This window comes from Bradyrhizobium mercantei (assembly GCF_001982635.1).
GTDB classification, from domain to species: Bacteria; Pseudomonadota; Alphaproteobacteria; order Rhizobiales; family Xanthobacteraceae; genus Bradyrhizobium; species Bradyrhizobium mercantei.
Genome location: NZ_MKFI01000002.1, coordinates 44,105 through 65,583, shown reverse-complemented (window position 1 = coordinate 65,583; position 21,479 = coordinate 44,105). Strand labels below are relative to the sequence as shown.

Below are 21,479 nucleotides of genomic sequence, written 5' to 3'. Positions count from 1 at the left end.
GCGGACACAACCCCAGAGGGAAGACACACCGCCCCGCCTCGCCGGGTCTCCCGGAACCTCGATGAAGATCTCCTCGACGGCGTGACCAAGTTAGTTCAGCTGAGGGGGCGATGTGTGGCACGCGGCGCCTGTTCGTCCGGGATCGGAGACAAGGTAGGCCAAAAGTCTTAAGTCCCCACAATTGCGGCCATTGGCCGGGAGAGACTATCCGCCCACCGGGCGGCGGATTGAGACAATCTACCCAGCAATACCGAGCTCGGCCAACGTCCTCAAAAGCTGTTCGGCCAGCTGCTCGGGCTGCTGGCCTATCGTTCGCAAATGTATCTCGGGGGATTGCGGGATTTCATAGGGCGCATCGAAGCCGGTGAAATTCTTGATCGTGCCGGCCTTCGCCTTCGCGTAGAGACCTTTGGGGTCGCGCCGGGCGCACTCTTCAATCGGCGTGTCGACGAATACCTCGATGAATTCTCCGTCCGCCACCAGGCCCCGCACCATCTCGCGTTCTGCGCGATATGGTGAGATGAACGAGCACAGCACGATCAGGCCCGCATCCGTCATCAGCTTGGCGACCTCGCCGACACGGCGGATGTTCTCGACCCGGTCCGCCTCCGTGAAGCCCAGGTCGCGATTAAGTCCGTGACGAAGATTGTCGCCATCGAGCAGCATCGTGTGATAGCCGCCGGCGTGAAGCGCTCGCTCGACCATGTTTGCGATGGTCGATTTACCTGAGGCCGATAAACCGGTCAGCCAGATGATCGCGGGCCTTTGACGCTTCTGCGTGGCGCGCTCGGATTTTCCGATCAGCGTCGCCTGCCAGTGGATGTTGGTGCCTCGTCGCAGCCCGAAGGCAATCATTCCTGCACCGAGGGTGTGATTGCTGAGCCGGTCGATCATGATGAACGAACCGGTCTTGCGATTCTGATCGTACGGGTCAAACGCGACCGGCGCGCCAGTCGCCAGATTGCAAAATGCGATGTCATTGAGACCGAGCGTGTTGGCCGCAAGGTGATTGCCGGTGTTGACATCAATTCTGTATTTGATCCCAGTCACTGTAATCGGCGTCGTTCTGGTGCCAATACGCGCCAGATAGGAGCGACCTGGCATGAGCTTTTGATCGCTCATCCAGATGATGTGCGCTGCGAATTGATCCGACACCTCAGGACGATCCGCCGGGCCGGCCAGTAGATCGCCGCGGCCGATGTCGACGTCGTCCTCCAGCGTGATCGTGACGGCGTCACCCGCCTCCGCCGAGGTCTGCGGCCCTTCATAGGCCAGAAGCTGCTTTACGGAGGTGGTTCGGCCAGAACCCGCGACGACCACGGGATCGCCAGTATTGATCGTCCCCGACACGAGAGTTCCGGCATAGCCGCGGAAATCCGCATTGGGCCGATTGACCCACTGCACCGGAAACCGGAATGGCTTTGCCAGGGCCTCGGTCTCGACGTCGACGGTCTCGAGATAGTCGAGCAGAACCGGGCCGCGATACCAGGGCGTAGCTTCCGACCTGCTCGTAATATTGTCGCCATATCGCGCCGAGATCGGAATTGGCATGATCGACGAAAAACCGAGCCGCGACGCGAAAGCGTTGTACTCAACGACGATCCTGTCGAAGGTGTCGGCTTGATAAGAAACGAGATCGATCTTGTTCACGGCGACCACAACATGACGCAGGCCAAGCAGGGAGCAGATCAACGAATGGCGTCGAGTCTGGACCAGAACCCCCTTGCGCGCGTCGATCAGAACGATCGCAAGGTCGGCGTTCGACGCGCCCGTTGCCATGTTCCTCGTGTATTGTTCGTGACCCGGCGTATCGGCAACGATGAAGGACCGTTTCGCCGTGGTGAAAAACCGATAGGCGACATCGATCGTGATGCCTTGCTCTCGTTCCGCCTCGAGGCCGTCCACGAGAAGAGCAAAGTCGATCTGATCTCCGAGGGTGCCGTGTCGGACCGAGTCCCGTGCCAATGCGGACAGTTGATCCTCGAAGATCAGCCGTGAATCGTGCAAGAGCCGTCCGATCAGGCTGGATTTGCCGTCATCCACAGATCCGCACGTGAGGAAGCGCAAGAGGTCTTTGCCCGATTCGACGACTGGATGATCGGTGTCGTCCATCAGAAATAGCCTTCTCGCTTTTTCTTCTCCATGGATGCCGTCTCGTCGCCGTCAATGAGGCGTCCCTGGCGTTCGGATGCGCGCGCCGACCGCGTCTCCGTGAGAATAGCTTCGGGAGTCGTGGCGCCGGAATCGATCGCGCCTGTCAGAGGGTAGCAGCCGAGAGTTCGAAACCGAACGAACCGCATTTCCGGCCGTTCGCCCGGGGCGAGCGGCAAACGATCGTCGTCCACCATGATCCACGTGCCGTCGCGCCGGATCACCGGACGCGGTTTGGCAAAATAGAGCGGCACCACGGAAATGTCCTCCAGCATGATGTAGTGCCAGATGTCGAGTTCGGTCCAGTTTGATAGCGGAAACACACGAATGCTTTCGCCCGGCCGGATGCGGGCGTTGAACAGACTCCACAATTCGGGGCGCTGGTTGCGTGGGTCCCAGACATGGCCCTGCGAGCGGAAAGAAAAGATACGCTCTTTGGCCCGGCTCACTTCCTCGTCTCGCCGGGCTCCGCCGAATGCGGCGTCGAAGCCATGGAGATCGAGCGCCTGCTTGAGGGCTTCCGTCTTCATGACCTGGGTATGAACCGAAGAGCCCGAGACAATAGGGCCGACGCCGCGAGCCAAACCTTCTTGGTTGGTATGAACCAGGAGATCGACGCCAAGACGGCGTACGGTTTCATCGCGAAACATGATCATCTCGCGAAATTTCCAGGTCGTGTCGACGTGCAAAAGTGGAAATGGAAGCGGCGCGGGATGGAATGCCTTGATCGCCAGGTGCAGCATAACGCTGGAATCCTTGCCGATCGAATACAGCATGACCGGCCTTTTGAATTCAGCGATCACCTCGCGCATGATCTCAATGGACTCGGCCTCCAGGCGTCTGAGCTGCTTTGGAAGCTTGCGTTGATGCACCCCAGTTCTTGATGCTGAGGTATCCATTACGCATCCTCTCCGGGCGGTTGGTTCATCGGACAAAAGGGCGATCCGCCAATTCGGCTAGTGTTTACGATTCCCTTCCTCGGGGACCTCAGGTTCATACTCGAAAATTCGCGAACTCCAACGGCCTTCGAGCTTGCATCTGCGAGGCACAGAAATGCTACCCGTCTTTCGTCAAGGGAAGCTCCTTGAGAATAGCGATATCATACCGCAGTGCAGCGTGGGCAATCATTCTTCGTATGTCGTCGCCGCCGAGCGCCGCGACGTCGGCAACTGGAACTGCGTTGAAAGTCGGTACCATCTTCCTCTCAGCAATTGACGCACACAGACGGACACATCGGCCAAGCTCATTCGTTCATCTAACCGCGACCGCGTCTCTGGCGCCCGCAGCGGCGTTGCGCAAGCGTGTGCTTAATTGTCCAAAAGTCTAGGCAGATGGTTCTTCCATTACAAAGTAATTGACAGCCCATGGCCGATGCCCTAGCCACAACTGGAGCGGGAGCGATCTGTATCGTTTGTATTATGTGCTTGGGCGGCATCACGCCTTCCGGCACGACCTTCAATCCCAATTTATCTAAATCAGCTGGGTAGCGATTCTGTCGGGCCCGGAAGCCCGTAGCAGAGAACGACTGGCGACGTTCAAATTGCTGCTCTTGAAAGTGAACGAGGTTGCCAGTGTGCGCATGGCCCAGTGAATCTCCCCAGAAGCGTATGGTTGTCCTACCTCACGCCTGTGAGAGCGGGAGCTAGCGCATGTGTGGGATTGCCGGGCTTGTGGCGATCGACCGCAGCCCCGTAAAGGACATCGAACGGCGTTTGGCGGTCATGAGCCGACTCGTCGCTCATCGCGGACCGAATGGAAGCGGCGTCTGGGTTGCCGACGGACGGGGCTCCGGGTTTGCCCATCGCAGGCTCAGCATTCTCGATCTGTCGGAAGCTGGCGCGCAACCGATGCAGGCGCCGTCCGGCAATTGCATCGTTCACAACGGCGAGGTCTATAACTTTCTGGAACTGCGAAACCAATTGGCAAGTCGCTGGTCGTTTCGCAGCGGGACAGATACCGAGGCCGTACTTGCGGCCTACGATCGCTGGGGCATGGATTGCCTAACCCATCTGCGCGGCATGTTTGCATTTGCCTTATGGGATGAGCGCAAGCAGCGCCTCTTTTGCGCACGCGACCGGTTCGGCATCAAGCCATTCTACTATGCGATCGTGGATGGGGTGCTGCATTTTGCGTCGGAGGCAAAGGCGCTTCTGCCTTTCCTACCGAACATCGAGACTGACCGAACAGCACTCGCTGAATATCTAACCTTTCAATGCTGCATCGGCGAGAACACGCTCTTCAGTGGAATCAAGCAACTGCCACCGGGGCATCTACTCGTGGTCGAGAGCGGCGCCGTCTCGGTAAAGCGTTACTGGGACGTCCACTACGAGATCGACCACGATCATAACTCTTCCTATTTCCAGCGCAGGCTTCGGGAAATCACGGAAGAGTCCGTCAAGCTACACTTGCGCAGCGATGTTCCCGTGGGCGCTTATGTCTCGGGCGGCGTCGATTCGAGTCTTCTGGGAATTATGTCCGGACGCTCCGACGGTGCGAACCGGCAATTTTTCCACGGCCGCTTCACCGAATATCCGGGATATGACGAGAGCGCCTACGCCCAAGCGGCGGCGGGGGTGGTGGATGGAAACCTCCACGTCAAAGACATCAGCCATAGCGATTTCCGTCGTCACATCCGCGACGTTATCTATCACCTGGATTTCCCTGTTGCCGGGCCAGGCTCATTCGCACAGTACATGGTCTCGGGTTTAGCGTCGCGCCAAGTCCGCGTCGTCCTCGGCGGACAAGGGGGTGACGAGATCTTTGGTGGTTATGCGCGCTATCTTCTCGCGTATTTCGAGCAATGCATCAAAGCGGCAACCGACGGCTCCTACAAGAATGGGAATTATCTCGTCACGATAGAATCCATCGTGCCTAACCTGGGCCTGTTGCGCGACTACTGGCCTTTGATGCGCGAGTTTTGGCGTGAAGGGCTATTCGGCCCAATGGACGATCGCTATTTTCGGCTCATTAACCGTGCCAACGACATGAAAGAGGAAGTCGTCTGGGACGAACTCGATATGGCGGCCGTGTTGGACTCGTATCGTGGCATCTTCAACAACAGCAAGAACGTACGCAAGCAAGCCTACTTCGATGCGATGACGCATTTTGACTTCAAGTGTCTCTTGCCCGGGCTCCTCACTGTTGAAGATCGCATGAGCATGGCGCACGGCCTGGAAAGTCGCGTGCCCTTTCTCGATCACCCTCTCGTTGAGTTTGCGGCGACGCTGCCGCCCGACGTCAAGTTCTCCGGCGGACGACTAAAACAACTGCTGAAGGACGTTTTCGCGGATCTTGTTCCGCAGGAAATCTTCGATCGACGCGACAAGATGGGCTTTCCGGTGCCGCTCAAAGAGTGGTTCGCGGGACCACTTAACGACATGATATCTGAGATATTCGGCACGATGAAGGAACGAAGGCGTCCGTTCATCAACGCCGATGCGGTGCTCGCCAATTTCAGCCAAGCTCAGCCCTTCTCCCGCAAGACTTGGGGCTTGCTGAGCCTGGAACTCTGGTATCAAACCTTCCACGATCGGGGCGCCGATTATCGAGCTCTCCTCCGGGGGGATCACGCCACGGTATGAGCGAACACCCCATTTACTTTCTCACATGTTTCCGCACCGCTACCATCCGACGGGTGGACCTCTGTGAATCATGCCGCTGATCTGGCGATCACTGTAATGAGCGCGTTCAAGCGGAGTACCCTATAAAAGCGGTCAATAAATGATAAAAAAACTCGTCTCGATCGTCGGCGCGCGACCCCAGTTTGTAAAGGCTGCAGCGGTGTCTCGAGCTATCGCGCGAATGCCCGGGCTCACAGAGGTCATGCTGCATACCGGGCAGCATTTCGATGAGGACATGTCCGATGTCTTCTTTCGCGAACTCGGCATTGCGCCCCCCCATTATCAACTGAACATAAACGGTGGCCGACACGGCGAGATGACAGGCCGTATGCTCATCGAGATCGAAGCTATCCTGGTCGACGAACAGCCCAACATCGTGCTGCTCTATGGCGATACAAATTCTACGTTGGCTGGAGCTCTCGCCGCCTCCAAACTTCATTTGCCCATTGCTCACGTGGAGGCCGGCGTACGGTCATTTAATCGAAGGATGCCGGAAGAGATCAACCGCATCTTGACCGACCGAGTGAGTACTTGGCTATTCTGCCCGACTCACGCCGCTCTCACCAATCTGGCGCACGAAGGGATCGCCTCGGGTGTGCACCACGTCGGTGACGTTATGTATGACGCGGCTCTCGATGCGGTACGCCTCGCGCGCGTCGAATCGCGCATCCTTAGGGGCCTTGACCTTGCGCCTGGCGGGTACTCATTGGCCACCGTGCATCGGCCCGACAACACCGACACACGCGAGGCTCTGGCGCGGGTGCTAGCGTATCTACAAAATGCCGCACGCGAACGTCCGATCGTATTGCCGCTTCATCCCAGAACTCGTGCAGCAGCCAAGCGTCTTGGTCTCACTTTCGATGGCCTAATGGTCATTCCTCCGGTGGGATACCTTGACATGGCGCAACTCCTGGAGAATTGCGCCACCGTTTTCACTGACTCGGGCGGGGTGCAAAAGGAAGCTTACTTCCACCGTAAGCCTTGCATCACCATGCGAAAGGAAACCGAATGGGTTGAAACAGTGGACGCCGGCTGGAACCGCCTGTGGGGTTCGGATGCATCTTCGACCACCCGTCGTGATATTCCCGAGTATGGACACGGCGACGCCGCCGACAGGATTTGTGCCGTGCTGGTCGGAGCATCAGACTGATGACAGTGGACGTCGTCATGTTCACGATGGACGCGCGGATTGATCGGCGAATCCTGCTTGCCGCACGAACCCTGATGGCAAATGGGCTGAGAGTGCACTTGTTCGCGCCGGCCTATGCAGGCTTTGGGGAGGAGCCAGATTGGATACAGCGTATTGACATCCAATCCGCCGGCGCTGGCGGCAAAGGCCTAAACCTGTATCGCCTGGTTACCGATCGATGGCCTTGGCTGCGTGGGGCATTTCGCTGGCTGGTCTGGCGCGCCACTCCAAGTCCCGAGCATGTGTTCGTTACGCTCTTCGCTCCTGTACTCGAACGGGCTGCGGCACGTGTTTACATCGCACACGACCTGCCCATGCTGCCGGTCGCAATTGCTGCCCGCGGGCACCACGGTGGCCGGATATTACTCGACAGCCACGAACTCTACCCTGAGCAAGAGTTCTCGGATTGGGAAAAGCGCCTGTGGCGAAAGGTGGAAACGCGGCTAATCGGCCAGGCCGATGCGATAATAACCGTCAACCCATCCATTGCGCGCGAAATCTCCCGACGCCATGGTCTTCCCGAACCTACCGTCGTGCAAAATGCTGAACTCTACCGGAAGGTTCAGTCCAACCGCGATAGGAGCCGCCTTCGTCAGGCTCTCGGCATTCCTGCCTCCGCAAAAGTGTTTCTCTATCAAGGCGGATTGTCCGCTCGCCGCAATATCGAGACGCTGATCGCCGCGTTCGGCCGCGTGCGAAATAAGGATGCTATGCTGGTCATCCTCGGAGACGGTGCCGTACTGGCCGGACTCCAGCGCCTAGCCCACATCCACGGACTTGCCGACCGCGTGCGGTTTCACCCCGCAGTCCCTCAAGCCGAGTTGTTGGAGATGACACAAGGCGCCGATTTCGGTGTCATTCCTTATGAAGCCAATTGTCTGAACACAGAACTCTGCACGCCCAACAAGCTCTTCGAGTTCATCATGGCGCGGATTCCTATCATTTCTACGGACCTACTCGAGATCCGCAGAATTGTTGCGGGCTACAATATTGGTCTGCTCGGCAATACGGAGACTCCCGAATCCTTCGCTCAGTTGATCGACGATGCTATCGATAGGACTACGGAGTTGGAGCCGTCATGGCGAAGCGGGTTGGAACGGGCCGCCCATGACCTGTGCTGGGAGCGTGAGGGGGAAACGTATCTTTCCGTTGTTCGAGATCTCGCCAATCCAGTTTCCAAAACAACGGGGCCATGAAGATCATCGTCGTTTCCCGGTTTTTTTGAATCAACCAATCGGCCAACCCGCAATGGAATTTCTCTCCGTCGGAATGGCCGAACAGTAGACCGAGCGCCTTCGGCGGTATGAGCCAGCGGACCTCTACAGCGCTAGACCCACTATTTTTGGAAGCCCTGTTCTCGTATCGGCGGGCAACGCAACTTGACTGGCCGCGGTTTGATAGTCGGCCCAATGCAGCCTTCGTGCGCGATGCAACTATGACTTCGAAAGCTACCGAGCAGGTTCAGATCCTGGAGACGCAATCGCCTGCGACACAGTTCGGGTTGCGATCTCACGGACGGTCTTCCCCTCTCAGGCCGACGTCGGGCGGATCGACCTTTCTGCGCCATGTCCCTGAACGCAAAATTCGTCGTGCGACCCTACGTTTCGAAGCTGTGGCTTGCGCGGTGACTACGGGTCATCTTGCGACGCGGTCTGTCCTGCAGCGGTTGTCTGCTGATGCCTCGGTGCGTTTCGGACCCTACGGTGGAGCTTCGAGCCTCGCCGGGAATAGCTGACACAGATCATTCAACGGCTCGGCACCGTCGGCGCTTGCCTTGGCGATCCACTCCTGGTGCTCAAGTCCGATATGGTTGGCGCGCGGCTGCGAAGCACTGCTCCGCGAAGTTGGCAACTTACCCTGCCGAGGTCGACGCTTCTCAGCAGGCTATTGCCGTACACGAGGTGCGAACGGGTGGTTGCTCTAGATTTCGATCGACTTGAACCACGGCGAAACTGACTTAGGAAGCAACTCACCGAAGCTGTAGCTTCCACGGCGGTTTTACGGCGGACACGACGCCCACGCTCTGAAATGGTATCAATGTAGGTGGCTTGCCGTTGTGGTCCACAAGAGCCTGGGTTGAGAATGTTCACGGAAGCTACGCCTTCTGGGTGGAACAAGCTTCCGCTAACCTTCCTTAAGCTTGTTTCCGAGGTTGCCAGCATGGGGCCACCTTATGCAACTAACCGCAGATGTTGGTAACCGATCCTCCTTTAGGTTGTCGCACCCAATTCCAGAGAGCATCCCATGACAGCTATCGAGTTGTCCGCGGCTCCGCCGGCTGAAGTATTCACTTCGGCACGAACTCGAATCCTGCATATCCTCTTCTTCTTTTCCGGGTTCCCGGCGCTGATCTACCAACTCACTTGGCAACGAAGCTTATTCCGGTTGTTTGGCGTCAAGTCGGAATCGGTGACCATTTCAGGCTGCACATGAACAGTTGATGCTTGAAGGTATGGAAGCACGGTAATCCGGCAGTGCTATTGATGATATTAGTGCTCAACCGTCCTCTTTTCTGAAGGGTACGGCGCAATCGAACCAGCATTTCGGCTTCCGTGATCTCGATGCGCCGGTTAGCGAGAATTTTTTGGACGCGCTCGTGCGGACACGCTGATCACTGGATCAATACACCCCTCAACGCGGACCCACTGCTCGGGTGGATTCAAGACCCTTGGCCCTTTGAGCTTCCGTGATACTCGATTGTAAAGGAGGTTTCCGATAAAGGCTTCGTTTTTGAGAATGCGATAGACGAGCGCAGGATTCCACGGGTGCCCCGTGGAGGTCTCGACTTCGCGACGATTCAGCTCTCTCGCGATCCACGCATCACATTTTCCCTTGAGACATTGTGCAAAAATCCATTTGACGATCGCGACCTGATCGGGCGGCCCCTGCCGAATCTTCACGCGGTCGGATTGCAGACACTTGGCCTCGCCTTTCTGCAAAAACATCTTCGGTCGCTGTTTCTGGTCGACCAGCTCGCGTCTGAGGCCGTAAGTTCTCGGAGCCCCCACCGAAAACCCTTGACGAATGACCCTAGAGTGTGAGGCATGCACCTTGACGGATAGGTCACGACTAAAATCGGCTGCCTGTGTCCGCTTGATGTACTTTCCTAGGGTAGACGCGATGCTGAAGTCATTTTTGAAGCCCTCCGCGCAGTACTCAACCTTGACCCCTGCGTCTCGGCAGAGGAATTCATAGTGAGCACTTTCGTCTAAGTCTTGGAAGCGCCCCCACCGACTAACATCGTACACGAGAAGCTGGCCGTAATCGGCTGCGCCCGTTGTGACGTCTTTGATCAGCCGTTGAAGACCGGGGCGGTTCTTGATCTGAAGGCCACTCTTGCCTTCGTCTGCATAAGTCTCGACGATCGCTAGATTGTGCGCGCTGGCGTAAGCCGCGATCACTGTCATCTGGTTTGCGATTGAGTAGACCTGCCTCTCGGTGGACATGCGAACGTACTGTGCCGCTCGCCTTTCCAGCTGACCTTGTGGAAGGTGATCCTTCCTTATCGTAAGCGCGTTGGCCATAGGCACCCCGATGGGACCAACCTACTCCAACACAGCCACGGCCTGAAGGTAGGATTTTCGGCCTGGCGGCATGGAAAGTTCGCAAAATTCGGTCTTAAAGAAATCACTTGCGCCGTCGGGCAACTCAGTGGTCCAATGCAATCATCCCAAAATCGAACCAACTGAACCGGCCCGGCGTCACGCGCGCGGGCGAGCGAGCGAGGCTACGCGCATGTCGGACGAACAGAAGAATATGAGCCTGATCGAAGTGGTGAAGCGGAACGGAGATTTTCGGAAGAACTATGGAATAGCTATTGGTGCTTTTCTGTTTCTCCGCTCATTGAGCGCGGCCCGCGGCGGGACGACGTTCTGGAATGCCTTGGCTGCGATAGTGACCGCCGCCTTCGCGGCCGTCCTGCACAATGGCTGGCGCGTTCCCCTTTAGCCGGAAAGGGCCACGGCGCGACGCATTCGCCGGACATTGTGGGTATAGTGTTGCGGAATGCCTCCGTATAATTTCCAAACATTGTCTATTGTGGGTTGTGATGATAAGCACGGAGGCATGCAAACTGAAGAAATGCCGCGACATGCACGAGACCCGCGTATTCTGCCCTATTGGAAGGTCGTCCTGAAATCTACATGGCTATTCCTCAAGGCCGATATCGCACGATGGTTCAAGCGAACCTAGGTTTCCTGACAAAAACCCTGCTCGGTCGGCCCACCTGCAGGCTCGGGAAAGGCGCGAGGCTAGGCTGGAGAGCTCGGATACTAAACGCGCGCCAAAGTAGCGAGCACATCAGGATCGGCCCCGACACCTTTGTGGCCGGCGAGCTGTTCGTTTTCGCCCACGGCGGCGATATAGAAATCGGCAGCAACTGCTTCATCGATGCCGGCGCTCGAATATGGTCTGGCGGGTCAATCAAGATCGGCGACAACGTCGTGATTGGGCCCGACGTAAGCGTCTTCGACAATCACACACACCCATTGCGTGCAGCTGAACGACATGCCCAGATCAGAAGCATTTTCACCGTCGGGCACCCCAAGCAAATTGAGTTGGCCGAAAGGCCGGTGATAATCGGCGATGGCGCTCAAATCGGAGCCGGAGCAATCATCCTCCGCGGTGTACAGATCGGCAGCAAGGTAATCGTTCCGCCCGGCACCATTGTTAGCAAAAGTATCATGAGCGAGGATCAGGAGCCGAGTAAGCGCTCGACGGCCGGTGCCGAACATCACATGTTTAGGTGATGTGCAACCTATACAGCATCACGACTAACCAGGCTGCGATCCTGAATCTATTCCGGGTCGTGAATCGATACGTCGGAAACCTCGCCCCACTGCCGAGCGTTTTTCCCGATTATCTTGCTCCAGTCATCCGTGGTGCTGGTGACGAGCGTGAGATGACCCTAATGCGGTGGGGCATGCCGCCACCGCGGACGGGCGGCCCGCCGGTGACCAACGTCCGCAATACGTCCTCGCCGCACCGGCGCGGCTGGCTGAAGCCGGAAAACCGGTGCTTGGTCCCATTCAACAGCTTCGCCGAATACGCACCCGAGCCAAACCCCGAGACCAAAAAAAGGACGTCGTCTGGTTTGCGATCGATGACGATCGTCCGCTGACAGCTTTCGCCGGCATCTGGACTGAATTCAAAGGCGATCGCGGCACGAAGTCCAAGCCGATCCCTGGGCCCCATCTGGTCTATGGCTTCCTGACAACGGCGCCGAATGCGGTTGTCGAGCCGATTCACCCCAAAGCCATGCCGGTCATCCTGACGACCGATGAAGAACGCGACGTCTGGATGCGAGCGCCGTGAGATGAGGCGAAGGCGCTACAACGCCCATTGGCCGATGATGTGCTGAAGATCGTCGCCCGGGGTGAGGCGAAGGAAGATATCTTGGCGTCACCGCGAGGCTGACGAACTATTTGGCGAACTATTTGGGCTCGTTGTAGAACGGGCCGTGTTTGCGCTTTTGCCGCCATCTCACAATGGCGGGAGGTACGCTCATCGCAGCGGCGACCAACACCACGGCTAAATTCCGTGGGATAAGGTGATAGTACAGGAGCACTTGGGTCGCGACACATCCCGCAAAAGATCCCACGGCGGCCGCCGTGTATTGCGAGGAGTTCCAGTCGGGACCTTTGTTAATTGGCAGACCCATCTAGGCCTCCCCACTGGGGCAGCTTCTTCATGCAGCCCATCTCATAAAAACACCAGCGCCCCTACGCCGCGCTGGTGCTGTAGTTCCGCAAGCGTTGTAGCGTCGCCGCTGCGTGACGTGAGCTTCCCCAAATAGGCCTGCGCAGAGCAATGGGCCAATGGTCTATACGGAACTCGCCAAACCAGCCCCGGATACCTATCTTCCGGGTATGCCGATCACCCGAAAGCCGCTGGAAATCCCGCCTGAGGTCGCCCGGCAGTTCGCCACCAACATGCGGCTGTTCCAAGCGGAGTACGATCCTCTCAAGCGGGACGAGATCGCCGCGGATACTAGGCACCTGCTCCTTCAACATATGCCGAAAGGCGCGAAGCTGCGGCTGGCCGATGTCCTCGAACTGTTCGAGTTGATGCGATGAAAGACGCGTTCGGCACATGGTGGGTATGGGCGAATAAGCCGGAGAATTCGCATCTGGCGATCGACGTCGCAATCTGGCGTCCTATTTCCCGGATGTCTCCCGAGGATCGGCTAGACCGTCAGAAGGTCAATGACGCCGTCGCGAGACACAAGGAGCCCGAGGCGAATAGCCCGCCATGTCTCGGTGCGTTGCTGAGATCTTCGGTTCTCATCAGCTTTCTTTAGCGGGGGACTGGCGTGGAAGCCAAAGAGGGGAAAAGCCGGTGTAGACCTAGGACGTCAGCCTAAAATCTAAGGTTCAAGCGGCTTGCGCGATCATCCTATGATCGTGATATAGCGTGCCCGCATGAGCGTAGCTTATAGACCCGATATCGACGGATTGCGCGCAGTTGCCGTTTCTTCCGTTGTATTATTTCACGCCTTCCCCGAGTTTTTGCCCGGCGGGTTCGTTGGCGTCGACATCTTCTTCGTCATCTCCGGATACCTCATTACCGGCATAGTAACGTCTGATCTCCAAGCAAAGACGTTCAGTCTAACCACATTCTACCAAAGGCGCATTAGACGCATCTTTCCGGCTTTGATCGCCGTTCTGGCCACAACGGTGTTTGCAAGTCTGCACCTCTTGCCTCCCGACGAACTTCATTCGCTCGGAAGGAATGCGGTCGCCAGCGTGCTATTCTCTGCGAATCTGCTGCTGCTGTCTGAGGTCAATTACTTTGACATTGACGCGCATCTGAAACCGTTGCTGCACCTGTGGTCTCTTGGGATTGAAGAACAGTTCTATTTGGTTTGGCCCCTGATTCTATGGGCCCTCCCTCAGCGCCGAAGACCGATAGCGGTCATCATCGGGCTAGTTGCATCCTTTGCTCTCAACATTGCAATGGTCGGGAGCCACCCTACCGCGACGTTCTTTTTGCCGTTTACTCGCGCATGGGAACTCATGGCCGGCGCATGTCTTGTTTTTACTCCGCCGCAGTCGAGGGCTGTACGAGAAATCGCGGCCGTCATTGGCATCGTTGCCATAGAGGGGTCGTTCTTTCTCTTCAACGCAAAAACTCAGTTCCCAGGCTGGGCCGCAGCGCTTCCAGTCGGCGGTGCGGCACTGATCATCATGTCTGAAGGAGCGCTAATAAATCGGCTTCTATCGCTTAAGCCTTGTGTCGGCATTGGGCTAATCAGCTATTCGCTTTACCTATGGCACTGGCCAGTTCTGGTTCTCCTCCAAGTCTACCTTTTCCGGCCCCTCAACGACACGATTGGGTTTGTCGCCGTCGTACTGGCGCTGGTTCTGGCAGTATTGACCTATTTTGCGATCGAGCGACCTTTGCGGCGCCGATCCCGGGTTTGGCAACTCGCGGCGGCGATGTCGGTTGTAGGAGCGCTTGGGCTGTTCGCTGCCTTCGTCAAAGTGCCGGACCTGCCAAGCCAACTCCAAGCCATGCTCAACGCGCCAAATGGCGTCGATGCCTGGCGAGTGCACGATTGCATGCTGCTCGACGGAGAAGCGGGCGACTTCCAAAACTGTTCGGAGAACAAGCGACCACTGATCGCTGTTTGGGGGGATTCTACTGCGTCAGCGCTCATTCCAGGTTTTAAGAAGCTGCAAGAGACGCTTGAGTTTGGGCTTGCTCAGCTCACTGTGAGCTCTTGCCCTCCTCTCTTGGTTCACGCGCACACATTAAGCCAATACTGCCTGGAAAAGAATGCCGAGATCGTGCGTCGCATCGCAGAAATCAAACCGAACATCGTGGTTCTTGAGGCCATTTGGGACGTCAACGATCGCCTGGAAACAACTAGACCGACGATCGACGCCCTCCGCGCCGCCGGCGTTGCTCGGATCATCATTTTGGGACCGGTCCCCGTCTGGCGTGGCGGCCTCCCAAACGCCGCTGTGGCCTATTTTAGGCAAACCGGAAAAGTCATACCCGAGCGAACCTCTCAGTTCGTAGATCAAGAATCGGGAGACAAACTCATGAACGACATAGCGAGAGACTTAGGCGTCGAATACGTGTCGATTAGAAGTGCCCTTTGCCGCGGCAACGAATGCTTGGCGCATGTAGACGGCTCTCTGACCGCGAGGGACATCATCCATCTTACAAAAGCGGGATCTGAGTTCGTCGTTCAGAAGATCGCTCCGCAACTTCGCATCAATTAGTTCGCTTTGATTCTCTCTGCGCCTCGATGGCAATTTTCGATGGCTGTTTGCTCAGGTTTGGATGCCATTTGGAGCACCGAACCGGCGGCAATGCCAACGCCGAGCACGTAGATCCAACCTTCTGTGAAATCGAATAGGTGGGAGTTCAACATTGAACTCAGTACGTTCTGCACGACGACGACCGTACCGATCCATGCCACCAGCCCCTCGCCGCGGAAAAATCGAAAGTGGCAAAACCACATCCACAACACGACAACAATCCCGAGAGCTCCCCATTCAATCGCGATGTAGAGCACCTGGTTATGCGGGTTACCGATCTCCTCGCCCCACGCCCCCTCCTTTCCCGCCGCGGCTTCATTGAAGAGGCGTTTTGTTGATCCGGTTCCGTGTCCAATCAAGGGAGCTTCGCGGATCCACTCAACCGAGCTCGACCAATATTGCAATCGCTGGCCGGCTGACGTCGGACGGTTCGTATCCCGATACTCCTTATATTCAAGAGCGACGTGCTCGACACGATCCCTCAAGTTTGCCGATGTCGCCCAAACCGCACAGATCAAGATCGCCATAACCGAAAGTGCGGCGGTCGCCGTGCGGCGAGAGAAGAATTTCACCACGAACATGACCGCCAGTACGAGGCCATAAGCCAATGACGTTCGGGCTAGCGCGATGAACACGATATTCGCGAGGAACAGTGCCACCAAGCCGCCGAGAGCAATCGCCGTAAGCCATTGATGACGGCGAAGCTTGTCGATGGCTACTGCGGCGATGCCAAAGGCGCAGAGAGCGAATTCTTGATTCTGATCGATCGCGTTCCTTACCGGAACCCCAGTTGTATCGAAGCCGTGGGCTGAGATGACGCGCCATGTCGGATGCGCAAAGATCACATAGGAATAGGCAAGCAACACAGTGCACGACGCCGCAAAGCCGATGAAAACCCAGTGCGCTCGTTCAGACCGACGAAAATGGAATAACAGAAGGGGCAGGAACAGTAGTTTTACGGTGGGCCCAATTGCTACGATTCGCTGCCCCCAAGGGCCAGCCGACCAGAGCACTCCCGCAGCGGCGACTACGACCAGAGTCACCGCCGAAACCGAAACTGGGTGCCAAAGTATGTCTGTAAACGACTGGTCGAGTTTTGGCAGAATTGCGGCGAGCCATAGCACCCAAAAGACCAAAACGGCCGTCGTCGACCACGGGATCGCTACGGCAATCAGCATTGGGTAGACATCGAGGGATATGCGCCAAGCCTTTGAATCCATCATGGCGCGGCAGTTCCCGGCTAGACTGCCTAGCGTCTGGGCATTCTCTCGAGCACCAAAATTCAAGACGCCCCCAAAATCGTTTCACAATATGGCATTATGAACATTCGCGGGCTGTCCCGCCACCCCGCTTAACACGCCGATTCTTAGCCTAACCTCTTAATTTTCCTATTGCATTGCCTGCCAATACAAAACAATGTTCGGACGCCTAGCGACAGACCGGCAACCAAAGCGGCCTGCCATGAACGACCACAGTGAAGCCAGCGACAGGACGCTTTCAGGACGCCTGATCAAGCGCTTCAAGCGTTCGGCCCTGTGGAGCACGCTGACGATCATTTGGGATTTCCTGGCAAAGCGCGATGTGCCGGACTAGCTGAATTAATTCTTGCCCGCTCGCTTACGTTGTGGCAACCCTCAGAAATACTGAGCAATTGTTGAGGGATGCTGCTTCATAAAGAGGCGGCAAGTGGACATTGATCGTATTTGACCGATCGTTCTGGCTGGGCATTCTGCTATCGTCGGGATCAATTTTTGTGCTGGCCCACGGCCTCGGGGCCGGCTCGATCACGACAGCCATCCTTCTCGCGACAACAACGGCAGTATTGATCTTGAGCGCTCCTTGGCGAGGCTGCCAGCCGGACGCGGCCGACGCCGTGTATTTCGCCCTCATCAGTTTCGTTGCCTTGTCGTTCATAGTGAACGGATGGGATGACAATCGCAAAGAACTTGCACTGCTGCTCTTAACGTTATCGGCCTACCCTGCCGCTCGACTCATGCTCAGCGTCGACCGCACCGTCCTTGCAGGAGTGCTGATCGCTGTGGTGGCTCTGGGCACGCTAGTCACTATTCCCGCGCTGACGGAGCAATGGTCAAATCTTCACGGCAAACCGCTGGTATTCGGCTTGTTCGATTCAGCCGCCACTCAATTTGCTACCACGCTTTGCGTCCTCCTAACCTTGCTAGCTAGCCAGAATCTAACACGACGGCAGGCCGCATGGATCGCCGTCGCCGCTTTTGTGCCCATAGCGGTGTACACCGCAAGTATGGTCCGGTTTGCATTGTTGGCGATGTTGATCGCCCTCGGCGCGGTTTTCCTTATCGGCCCCCGCACGCAACGAGTTCAAACCGGGATCATTATCGTAGCTGCTGTAATCGCGATGATTGCCGGATCGGCAATGCGGTCTTCGGCAACATCCGTGTACATAGGGCAGATTTCTAAGATGGTTGGGGTCAACTTGGGCCCCGCGTTCGAGCCGCCGCCGGATCTCGGTCAAGACGCCCAGCTCTTGGCTTCCGCGGCCCCGCCAGCAATAGTGGTCCCGCCGCCGATTCCCCGCACAGACTGTCCAGCAGTAGACACCAACAATTCGATCGATATCCGACGGCGTCTTTTGGCCGAAGCTGCCAATCTGCTGCCCGTCGCAGGCCTTACGGGTATAGGCTTTAACGGCTTCGACAAGAGAAGCTGCTTGCCCGGATACCCAGTGCACAACTCTTTTCTTCAGGGAGCCATTGAGTTCGGGTGGCCGGCATGCCTGGCGATGATCGCGCTGGTTGTCCTTGGCCTTCGCCCCCGGGCATTTGCATTGGCCCGATCAGTCCCGATCGCCAGGTTCGTCTATTGCTTCCTGATTTTCGAAGTCCTCATGTCGGCTGTCTATGGAAGGACAAGCCGAGATAACATGTTGCTGCTCGCACTCGGTTTGGCCGCAGCAGTCGTGCAGAAGCGAACCAGCCAAGCCGTGAACCTTGCATCAAGCAACATACAGGTGGCTCGAGCTACCGAAGGGCTTCAGCCCGAATAATTGCGGTTCTAGTCCGCGCCGGCGGCCAAGGCCGCAAAGGCAAAGAAGACATCGGCGAAGCCGCGCCGCAAAGCGGGCTGAGGTGCCTGTCCGGCTTTTCCAGCCATGCATCCCCACCGCGGCTGGATCAAGGTCGAGCACGCCATGTCGCGGGAGTTTTGAGTGAACGAGTTAGTTTCGGCCTGGCTGAATGGCCCAATGGTTTCGCTCGTGATGATTGCGATAGGCCTCATCTTGGTCCTGACTGGCCTGATTGCCAGATCGCGGCAGAAGCGATTTGAACCGGTGCAATCGGACAAAGAGCCGCGGCCGCGACCGCAGATGGCCCCCCTTCCACGTCTGCTTTCCACTGACCGCACAGAGAAACGCAGCGAGGCTGAATAAGTCATCGCGGCCGACAAAAGTACGCCGCCGGGCTCGAAATACACTAAGCTCCTATAAACACAGTTCAGCGCACGCTCGGACGGGAATGATCCCGTCAGCGAGGCGCTGCCATGGCCGACAAAGATACCCTTCCATCGTTCGATGAAATGCCGTCGTTCGATGACATTCCGGACGGCCAGCAGGCTCCTCAGCCTGAACGTCCCCTCATGTTCGATGACTTGCCGTCGTTCGACGACATGCCGGACAGCGCGCCACAACGTCCCCAAGCCGAAAGCAAACTGAAGACGTTCGGGCGTGAGGCCGCACATGGCGTGCTACCGGCGGTCGGCGGCATTGGCGGTGCCGGAGCCGGCGTTGCACTAGGTACGGCGGCAGCGCCATTCCTTGGCCCCCTTGCGCCGGCCGGACCAATCATCGGCGGACTGCTCGGCATGATCGGCGGCTCCACGGCGACCGATAAGGCGCAGTCGATCGCGCTTGACGCCATTGGTTTCAACGATGACGCGCAGCGTGCCGCCAATGCCCGATGCAGAAAACCCACTCCACGTTCTCAAATGGCACCTCCACGTTGACTGGAAAAACCGGGGACAGACTCCAGCGATGAACGTCAAAAGCTCTTTTGCAACCCAAATTTTCGGTAAGGATGGCATGCCGAAGGCATTCGATTGCGGCCTGACCTCATCGCCGGACAAACCTTTGGAATATATCACTCCGACCGGCAGCTATAAATCTCCGACCGTCACTCTCGACGTATCCGATCTTGACGATGTGGTATCGAAAATAAAACGTATCTACGTTTGGGGGCGCATCGACTACGAGGATGTGTTCAACGAAAGCCATTTCCTAACGTTTTGCGATGAGGTTTTAGTCGACGGCGATCCCAAGGATGCAAATTGCGAAATCCACTTCATGGGAACGCGCCACGAAGTCAGTAGCTGAAACCTAGGGCGTGTACTCATAAAACGGCCCTCGCGGCAGGATAGTTGAAGTCCGGTTAGGCTCCGAAATCGGACATAAGACCCGGACGAACGCAATGTCCACTAAGGGCCAGAACCGGACGTCACCCTTTGGGAACAGAACAAGCAAGCCTCTGTTAACGCAACGGCAAAGATCGGGTGCATTGCGCGTCATAAACCCTTAAGTTGTGCTTCATGAAGCGATCCTTGTTTATTACGCTAATGGTCTTCGTCGCTGCCGTCGCGGTCTATCAATGGGCGTATCCAACGTACAGTTACCGCTATCGTCTAACAATCGATATCGAGACAGATGGCAAACTGCATTCAGGTTCGAGCGTCGTTGAAGTGATCTGGTATGCGCACCTTATGCCAGCGCTCGTGTCGTTTTCGTCCGAATTGCGCGGTCAGGCTGCTCTGGTTGATCTCGGACCGCGTGGCGTTGTGGTCGCGACGCTGGTCGCGAACGATTGGGGCGAGCATAACACCAATGCGGGATGGGGAGCACTGTGGCTTGTTCCTCGTGCATTTGGCGTTGAGGACACGATTGACGGATTGCCCGCGGTCACGCGTCTGCGTGGCAAACGCAAACTCGGTCTCAACAACCTCCCACGCCTTTTGTGGTTCTCAAATCCGCAAGACCCACACACGGCAAAGACAATATTAGTAGACGAGATCGCGTCCGTGCTCGGTCCGTCCGCGCGGTTTGCCGGAGCATCCGTTGAAATGACAAGCGATCCACTTGTGATCGACATTCGTCAAAAGCTTCCATGGGTCGACTTATATCCAGATACAAACAGGTTGTACCTTCCGAACAACCTCGCGATAGGCAGTTACATGTTTATTGGGGCCGCTCCGTGAGATCGGCATGTCTGCAACGGGTCAAAATCGGTCCTGCCATCGCTCGAATTGGACGCAAGTACGTCTCCAATCGTCTAGAAGCGGACGCCGGATTGGAAGTTCTCCGCGCTGAACATGACCAGCCTCACTAGCTGAGGAGGTCAACATGACCCTTACGCCAAGCACCATCCCCGCCGTCTCGAAGCACGCTCCTTGGAACAAGGGGAAGATTGTCGGCGCAAAGCCGCCGCTCCGTCCGAAGCACGTCTGGTCAATCCGAACCAAACTCCAGGTCGAAGGCCGGATGCGCGATTTGGCAATGTTCAACGTCGCTATCGATAGCAAGCTGCGTGGCTGCGACGTCGTAGCCTTGAAAGTTGAGGACCTTGCGCCGGGTGGATATTCGGCCGACCGCGCGACGGTCCGGCAGAAGAAGACCGGCCGGCCAGTCAAATTCGAACTGACGGAGTCGACCCGGCAGGCAATCGACGATTACCTGCGGATTACGGGCAAGAAGTCAGGAGATTACCTGTTCACTGGCCGACGGCTGAGTGAACATATGACGACCCGCCAGTATGCCCGCCTGCTATCCCGCTGGCTCGCCGACATCGGATTGGATCCGCATCTGTTCGGAACGCATTCCCTTCGCCGGACAAAGGCGACCTTGATCTATCGCCGAACCGGCAACGTGCGAGCCGTGCAGCTCCTTCTGGGGCATACCAAAATCGAGAGCACCGTTCGATATCTCGGCATCGAGGTCGACGATGCCCTCGCAATAGCAGAACAAGTCGACGTCTGATTTCGGGGGCAGAGCAGACGCGCTCTGCGCTGCCCTCACAGACGCCTCCGGCCACAAGCGGCTATTATAGCAGAGCGGTGAACCTATCCACGCATAGATTTCCTCATGGGAGGTCGTCACGAATATGAGCGCCTGTCTTATTGACCCAGCTGCCCGTTCTGAGCCCACAACGAACTTGCTCTCGTCTCTCCCGCATTGATACCGTTGCTCCACCGGCCATGAATGAGACCAGCGAGAGATCATAAAAATCC

General features: G+C 57.0%; 17 protein-coding genes and 1 pseudogene. 14 read left to right on the top strand and 4 right to left on the bottom strand.

The window, feature by feature from the left end:
• Nucleotides 1–237 precede the first annotated feature (237 nt).
• Together cysN and cysD are read right to left on the bottom strand one after the other, a co-directional pair.
• Entirely contained in the window at nt 238–2,112 is a 1,875-nt protein-coding gene (gene cysN / locus BI327_RS07980) for a sulfate adenylyltransferase subunit CysN (protein ID WP_076859422.1), read from the bottom strand.
• Complete coding sequence (cysD, locus tag BI327_RS07975; RefSeq protein WP_076859421.1) at nt 2,112–3,050, bottom strand: sulfate adenylyltransferase subunit CysD; 939 nt, start codon at nt 3,048–3,050, stop codon at nt 2,112–2,114. Before cysD ends, cysN begins: the two co-directional genes overlap by 1 nt.
• A 750-nt stretch (nt 3,051–3,800) precedes the next feature.
• Here cysD and asnB point away from each other — a divergent pair.
• The 3 genes from asnB to BI327_RS07960 all read left to right on the top strand — a co-directional run bounded on the left by asnB (nt 3,801) and on the right by BI327_RS07960 (nt 8,156).
• Nucleotides 3,801–5,732 carry an asparagine synthase (glutamine-hydrolyzing) gene (gene asnB, locus BI327_RS07970; protein ID WP_076859419.1) on the top strand — a complete coding sequence of 644 codons (1,932 nt, stop codon included), beginning with the start codon at nt 3,801–3,803 and terminating at the stop codon, nt 5,730–5,732.
• Nucleotides 5,733–5,871: 139 nt separating this feature from the next.
• The gene (gene wecB, locus BI327_RS07965; protein WP_076859417.1) at nt 5,872–6,921 is read left to right on the top strand and encodes a non-hydrolyzing UDP-N-acetylglucosamine 2-epimerase; all 1,050 of its coding nucleotides are present in this window, start codon (nt 5,872–5,874) and stop codon (nt 6,919–6,921) included.
• On the top strand, nt 6,921–8,156 hold the full coding sequence (locus BI327_RS07960) for a glycosyltransferase (RefSeq protein WP_076859415.1): 1,236 nt from the start codon (nt 6,921–6,923) through the stop codon (nt 8,154–8,156). Before wecB ends, BI327_RS07960 begins: the two co-directional genes overlap by 1 nt.
• Nucleotides 8,157–9,530: 1,374 nt before the next feature.
• Here the strand turns inward: BI327_RS07960 and BI327_RS07950 are convergent.
• Nucleotides 9,531–10,484 carry a recombinase family protein gene (locus BI327_RS07950; RefSeq protein ID WP_076859411.1) on the bottom strand — a complete coding sequence of 318 codons (954 nt, stop codon included), beginning with the start codon at nt 10,482–10,484 and terminating at the stop codon, nt 9,531–9,533.
• 211 nt (nt 10,485–10,695) lie between these two features.
• Here BI327_RS07950 and BI327_RS07945 point away from each other — a divergent pair, with 211 nt between their 5' ends.
• The 5 genes and pseudogenes from BI327_RS07945 to BI327_RS07925 all read left to right on the top strand — a co-directional run bounded on the left by BI327_RS07945 (nt 10,696) and on the right by BI327_RS07925 (nt 15,188).
• On the top strand, nt 10,696–10,908 hold the full coding sequence (locus tag BI327_RS07945) for a hypothetical protein (RefSeq protein ID WP_076859409.1): 213 nt from the start codon (nt 10,696–10,698) through the stop codon (nt 10,906–10,908).
• 194 nt (nt 10,909–11,102) lie between these two features.
• Nucleotides 11,103–11,708 (top strand): acyltransferase, encoded by a 606-nt coding sequence (locus tag BI327_RS07940; RefSeq protein ID WP_083741978.1) that lies wholly within the window; start codon nt 11,103–11,105, stop codon nt 11,706–11,708.
• Nucleotides 11,708–12,375: pseudogene (locus BI327_RS42880) on the top strand (SOS response-associated peptidase). Before BI327_RS07940 ends, BI327_RS42880 begins: the two are co-directional and overlap by 1 nt.
• Nucleotides 12,376–12,776: 401 nt before the next feature.
• On the top strand, nt 12,777–13,034 hold the full coding sequence (locus BI327_RS07930; RefSeq protein WP_076859405.1) for a hypothetical protein: 258 nt from the start codon (nt 12,777–12,779) through the stop codon (nt 13,032–13,034).
• A 345-nt stretch (nt 13,035–13,379) separates the two neighbouring features.
• The gene (locus BI327_RS07925) at nt 13,380–15,188 is read left to right on the top strand and encodes an acyltransferase family protein (protein WP_076859403.1); all 1,809 of its coding nucleotides are present in this window, start codon (nt 13,380–13,382) and stop codon (nt 15,186–15,188) included.
• Here the strand turns inward: BI327_RS07925 and BI327_RS07920 are convergent.
• Entirely contained in the window at nt 15,185–16,450 is a 1,266-nt protein-coding gene (locus BI327_RS07920; RefSeq protein ID WP_083741976.1) for an O-antigen ligase family protein, read from the bottom strand. The two genes, BI327_RS07925 and BI327_RS07920, sit on opposite strands and share 4 nt — an antisense overlap.
• 238 nt (nt 16,451–16,688) lie before the next feature.
• On the opposite strand from BI327_RS07920, the gene BI327_RS43505 reads away from it, so the two are divergent.
• From BI327_RS43505 to BI327_RS07890, 6 genes are all read left to right on the top strand, one after another.
• On the top strand, nt 16,689–16,820 hold the full coding sequence (locus BI327_RS43505) for a hypothetical protein (RefSeq protein WP_283807768.1): 132 nt from the start codon (nt 16,689–16,691) through the stop codon (nt 16,818–16,820).
• 100 nt (nt 16,821–16,920) lie between these two features.
• A complete protein-coding gene (locus BI327_RS07915; RefSeq protein ID WP_076859399.1) occupies nt 16,921–18,252 on the top strand; it encodes a hypothetical protein in 1,332 nt (443 codons plus the stop codon).
• Nucleotides 18,253–18,746: 494 nt separating this feature from the next.
• A complete protein-coding gene (locus tag BI327_RS07905) occupies nt 18,747–19,208 on the top strand; it encodes a hypothetical protein (RefSeq protein ID WP_076859395.1) in 462 nt (153 codons plus the stop codon).
• Nucleotides 19,209–19,236: 28 nt separating this feature from the next.
• The gene (locus BI327_RS07900) at nt 19,237–19,575 is read left to right on the top strand and encodes a hypothetical protein (protein ID WP_076859393.1); all 339 of its coding nucleotides are present in this window, start codon (nt 19,237–19,239) and stop codon (nt 19,573–19,575) included.
• Between the two features lie 212 nt (nt 19,576–19,787).
• The gene (locus tag BI327_RS07895) at nt 19,788–20,450 is read left to right on the top strand and encodes a hypothetical protein (RefSeq protein WP_143271553.1); all 663 of its coding nucleotides are present in this window, start codon (nt 19,788–19,790) and stop codon (nt 20,448–20,450) included.
• 145 nt (nt 20,451–20,595) lie between these two features.
• The gene (locus BI327_RS07890) at nt 20,596–21,228 is read left to right on the top strand and encodes a tyrosine-type recombinase/integrase (protein WP_076859389.1); all 633 of its coding nucleotides are present in this window, start codon (nt 20,596–20,598) and stop codon (nt 21,226–21,228) included.
• The last annotated feature ends 251 nt before the right edge of the window (nt 21,229–21,479 follow it).

Coding starts and splice junctions, on each gene's coding strand:
- cysD (WP_076859421.1), bottom strand. CDS start 3,050: ATGGATACCTCAGCATCAAGAACTGGGGTGCATCAACGCAAGCTTCCA.
- BI327_RS07940 (WP_083741978.1), top strand. CDS start 11,103: ATGGCTATTCCTCAAGGCCGATATCGCACGATGGTTCAAGCGAACCTA.
- cysN (WP_076859422.1), bottom strand. CDS start 2,112: ATGGACGACACCGATCATCCAGTCGTCGAATCGGGCAAAGACCTCTTG.
- BI327_RS43505 (WP_283807768.1), top strand. CDS start 16,689: ATGAACGACCACAGTGAAGCCAGCGACAGGACGCTTTCAGGACGCCTG.
- BI327_RS07905 (WP_076859395.1), top strand. CDS start 18,747: ATGGCCGACAAAGATACCCTTCCATCGTTCGATGAAATGCCGTCGTTC.
- BI327_RS07945 (WP_076859409.1), top strand. CDS start 10,696: ATGTCGGACGAACAGAAGAATATGAGCCTGATCGAAGTGGTGAAGCGG.
- asnB (WP_076859419.1), top strand. CDS start 3,801: ATGTGTGGGATTGCCGGGCTTGTGGCGATCGACCGCAGCCCCGTAAAG.
- BI327_RS07890 (WP_076859389.1), top strand. CDS start 20,596: ATGACCCTTACGCCAAGCACCATCCCCGCCGTCTCGAAGCACGCTCCT.
- wecB (WP_076859417.1), top strand. CDS start 5,872: ATGATAAAAAAACTCGTCTCGATCGTCGGCGCGCGACCCCAGTTTGTA.
- BI327_RS07950 (WP_076859411.1), bottom strand. CDS start 10,484: ATGGCCAACGCGCTTACGATAAGGAAGGATCACCTTCCACAAGGTCAG.
- BI327_RS07895 (WP_143271553.1), top strand. CDS start 19,788: ATGAAGCGATCCTTGTTTATTACGCTAATGGTCTTCGTCGCTGCCGTC.
- BI327_RS07920 (WP_083741976.1), bottom strand. CDS start 16,450: ATGATGGATTCAAAGGCTTGGCGCATATCCCTCGATGTCTACCCAATG.
- BI327_RS07930 (WP_076859405.1), top strand. CDS start 12,777: ATGGTCTATACGGAACTCGCCAAACCAGCCCCGGATACCTATCTTCCG.
- BI327_RS07960 (WP_076859415.1), top strand. CDS start 6,921: ATGACAGTGGACGTCGTCATGTTCACGATGGACGCGCGGATTGATCGG.
- BI327_RS07900 (WP_076859393.1), top strand. CDS start 19,237: ATGAACGTCAAAAGCTCTTTTGCAACCCAAATTTTCGGTAAGGATGGC.
- BI327_RS07925 (WP_076859403.1), top strand. CDS start 13,380: ATGAGCGTAGCTTATAGACCCGATATCGACGGATTGCGCGCAGTTGCC.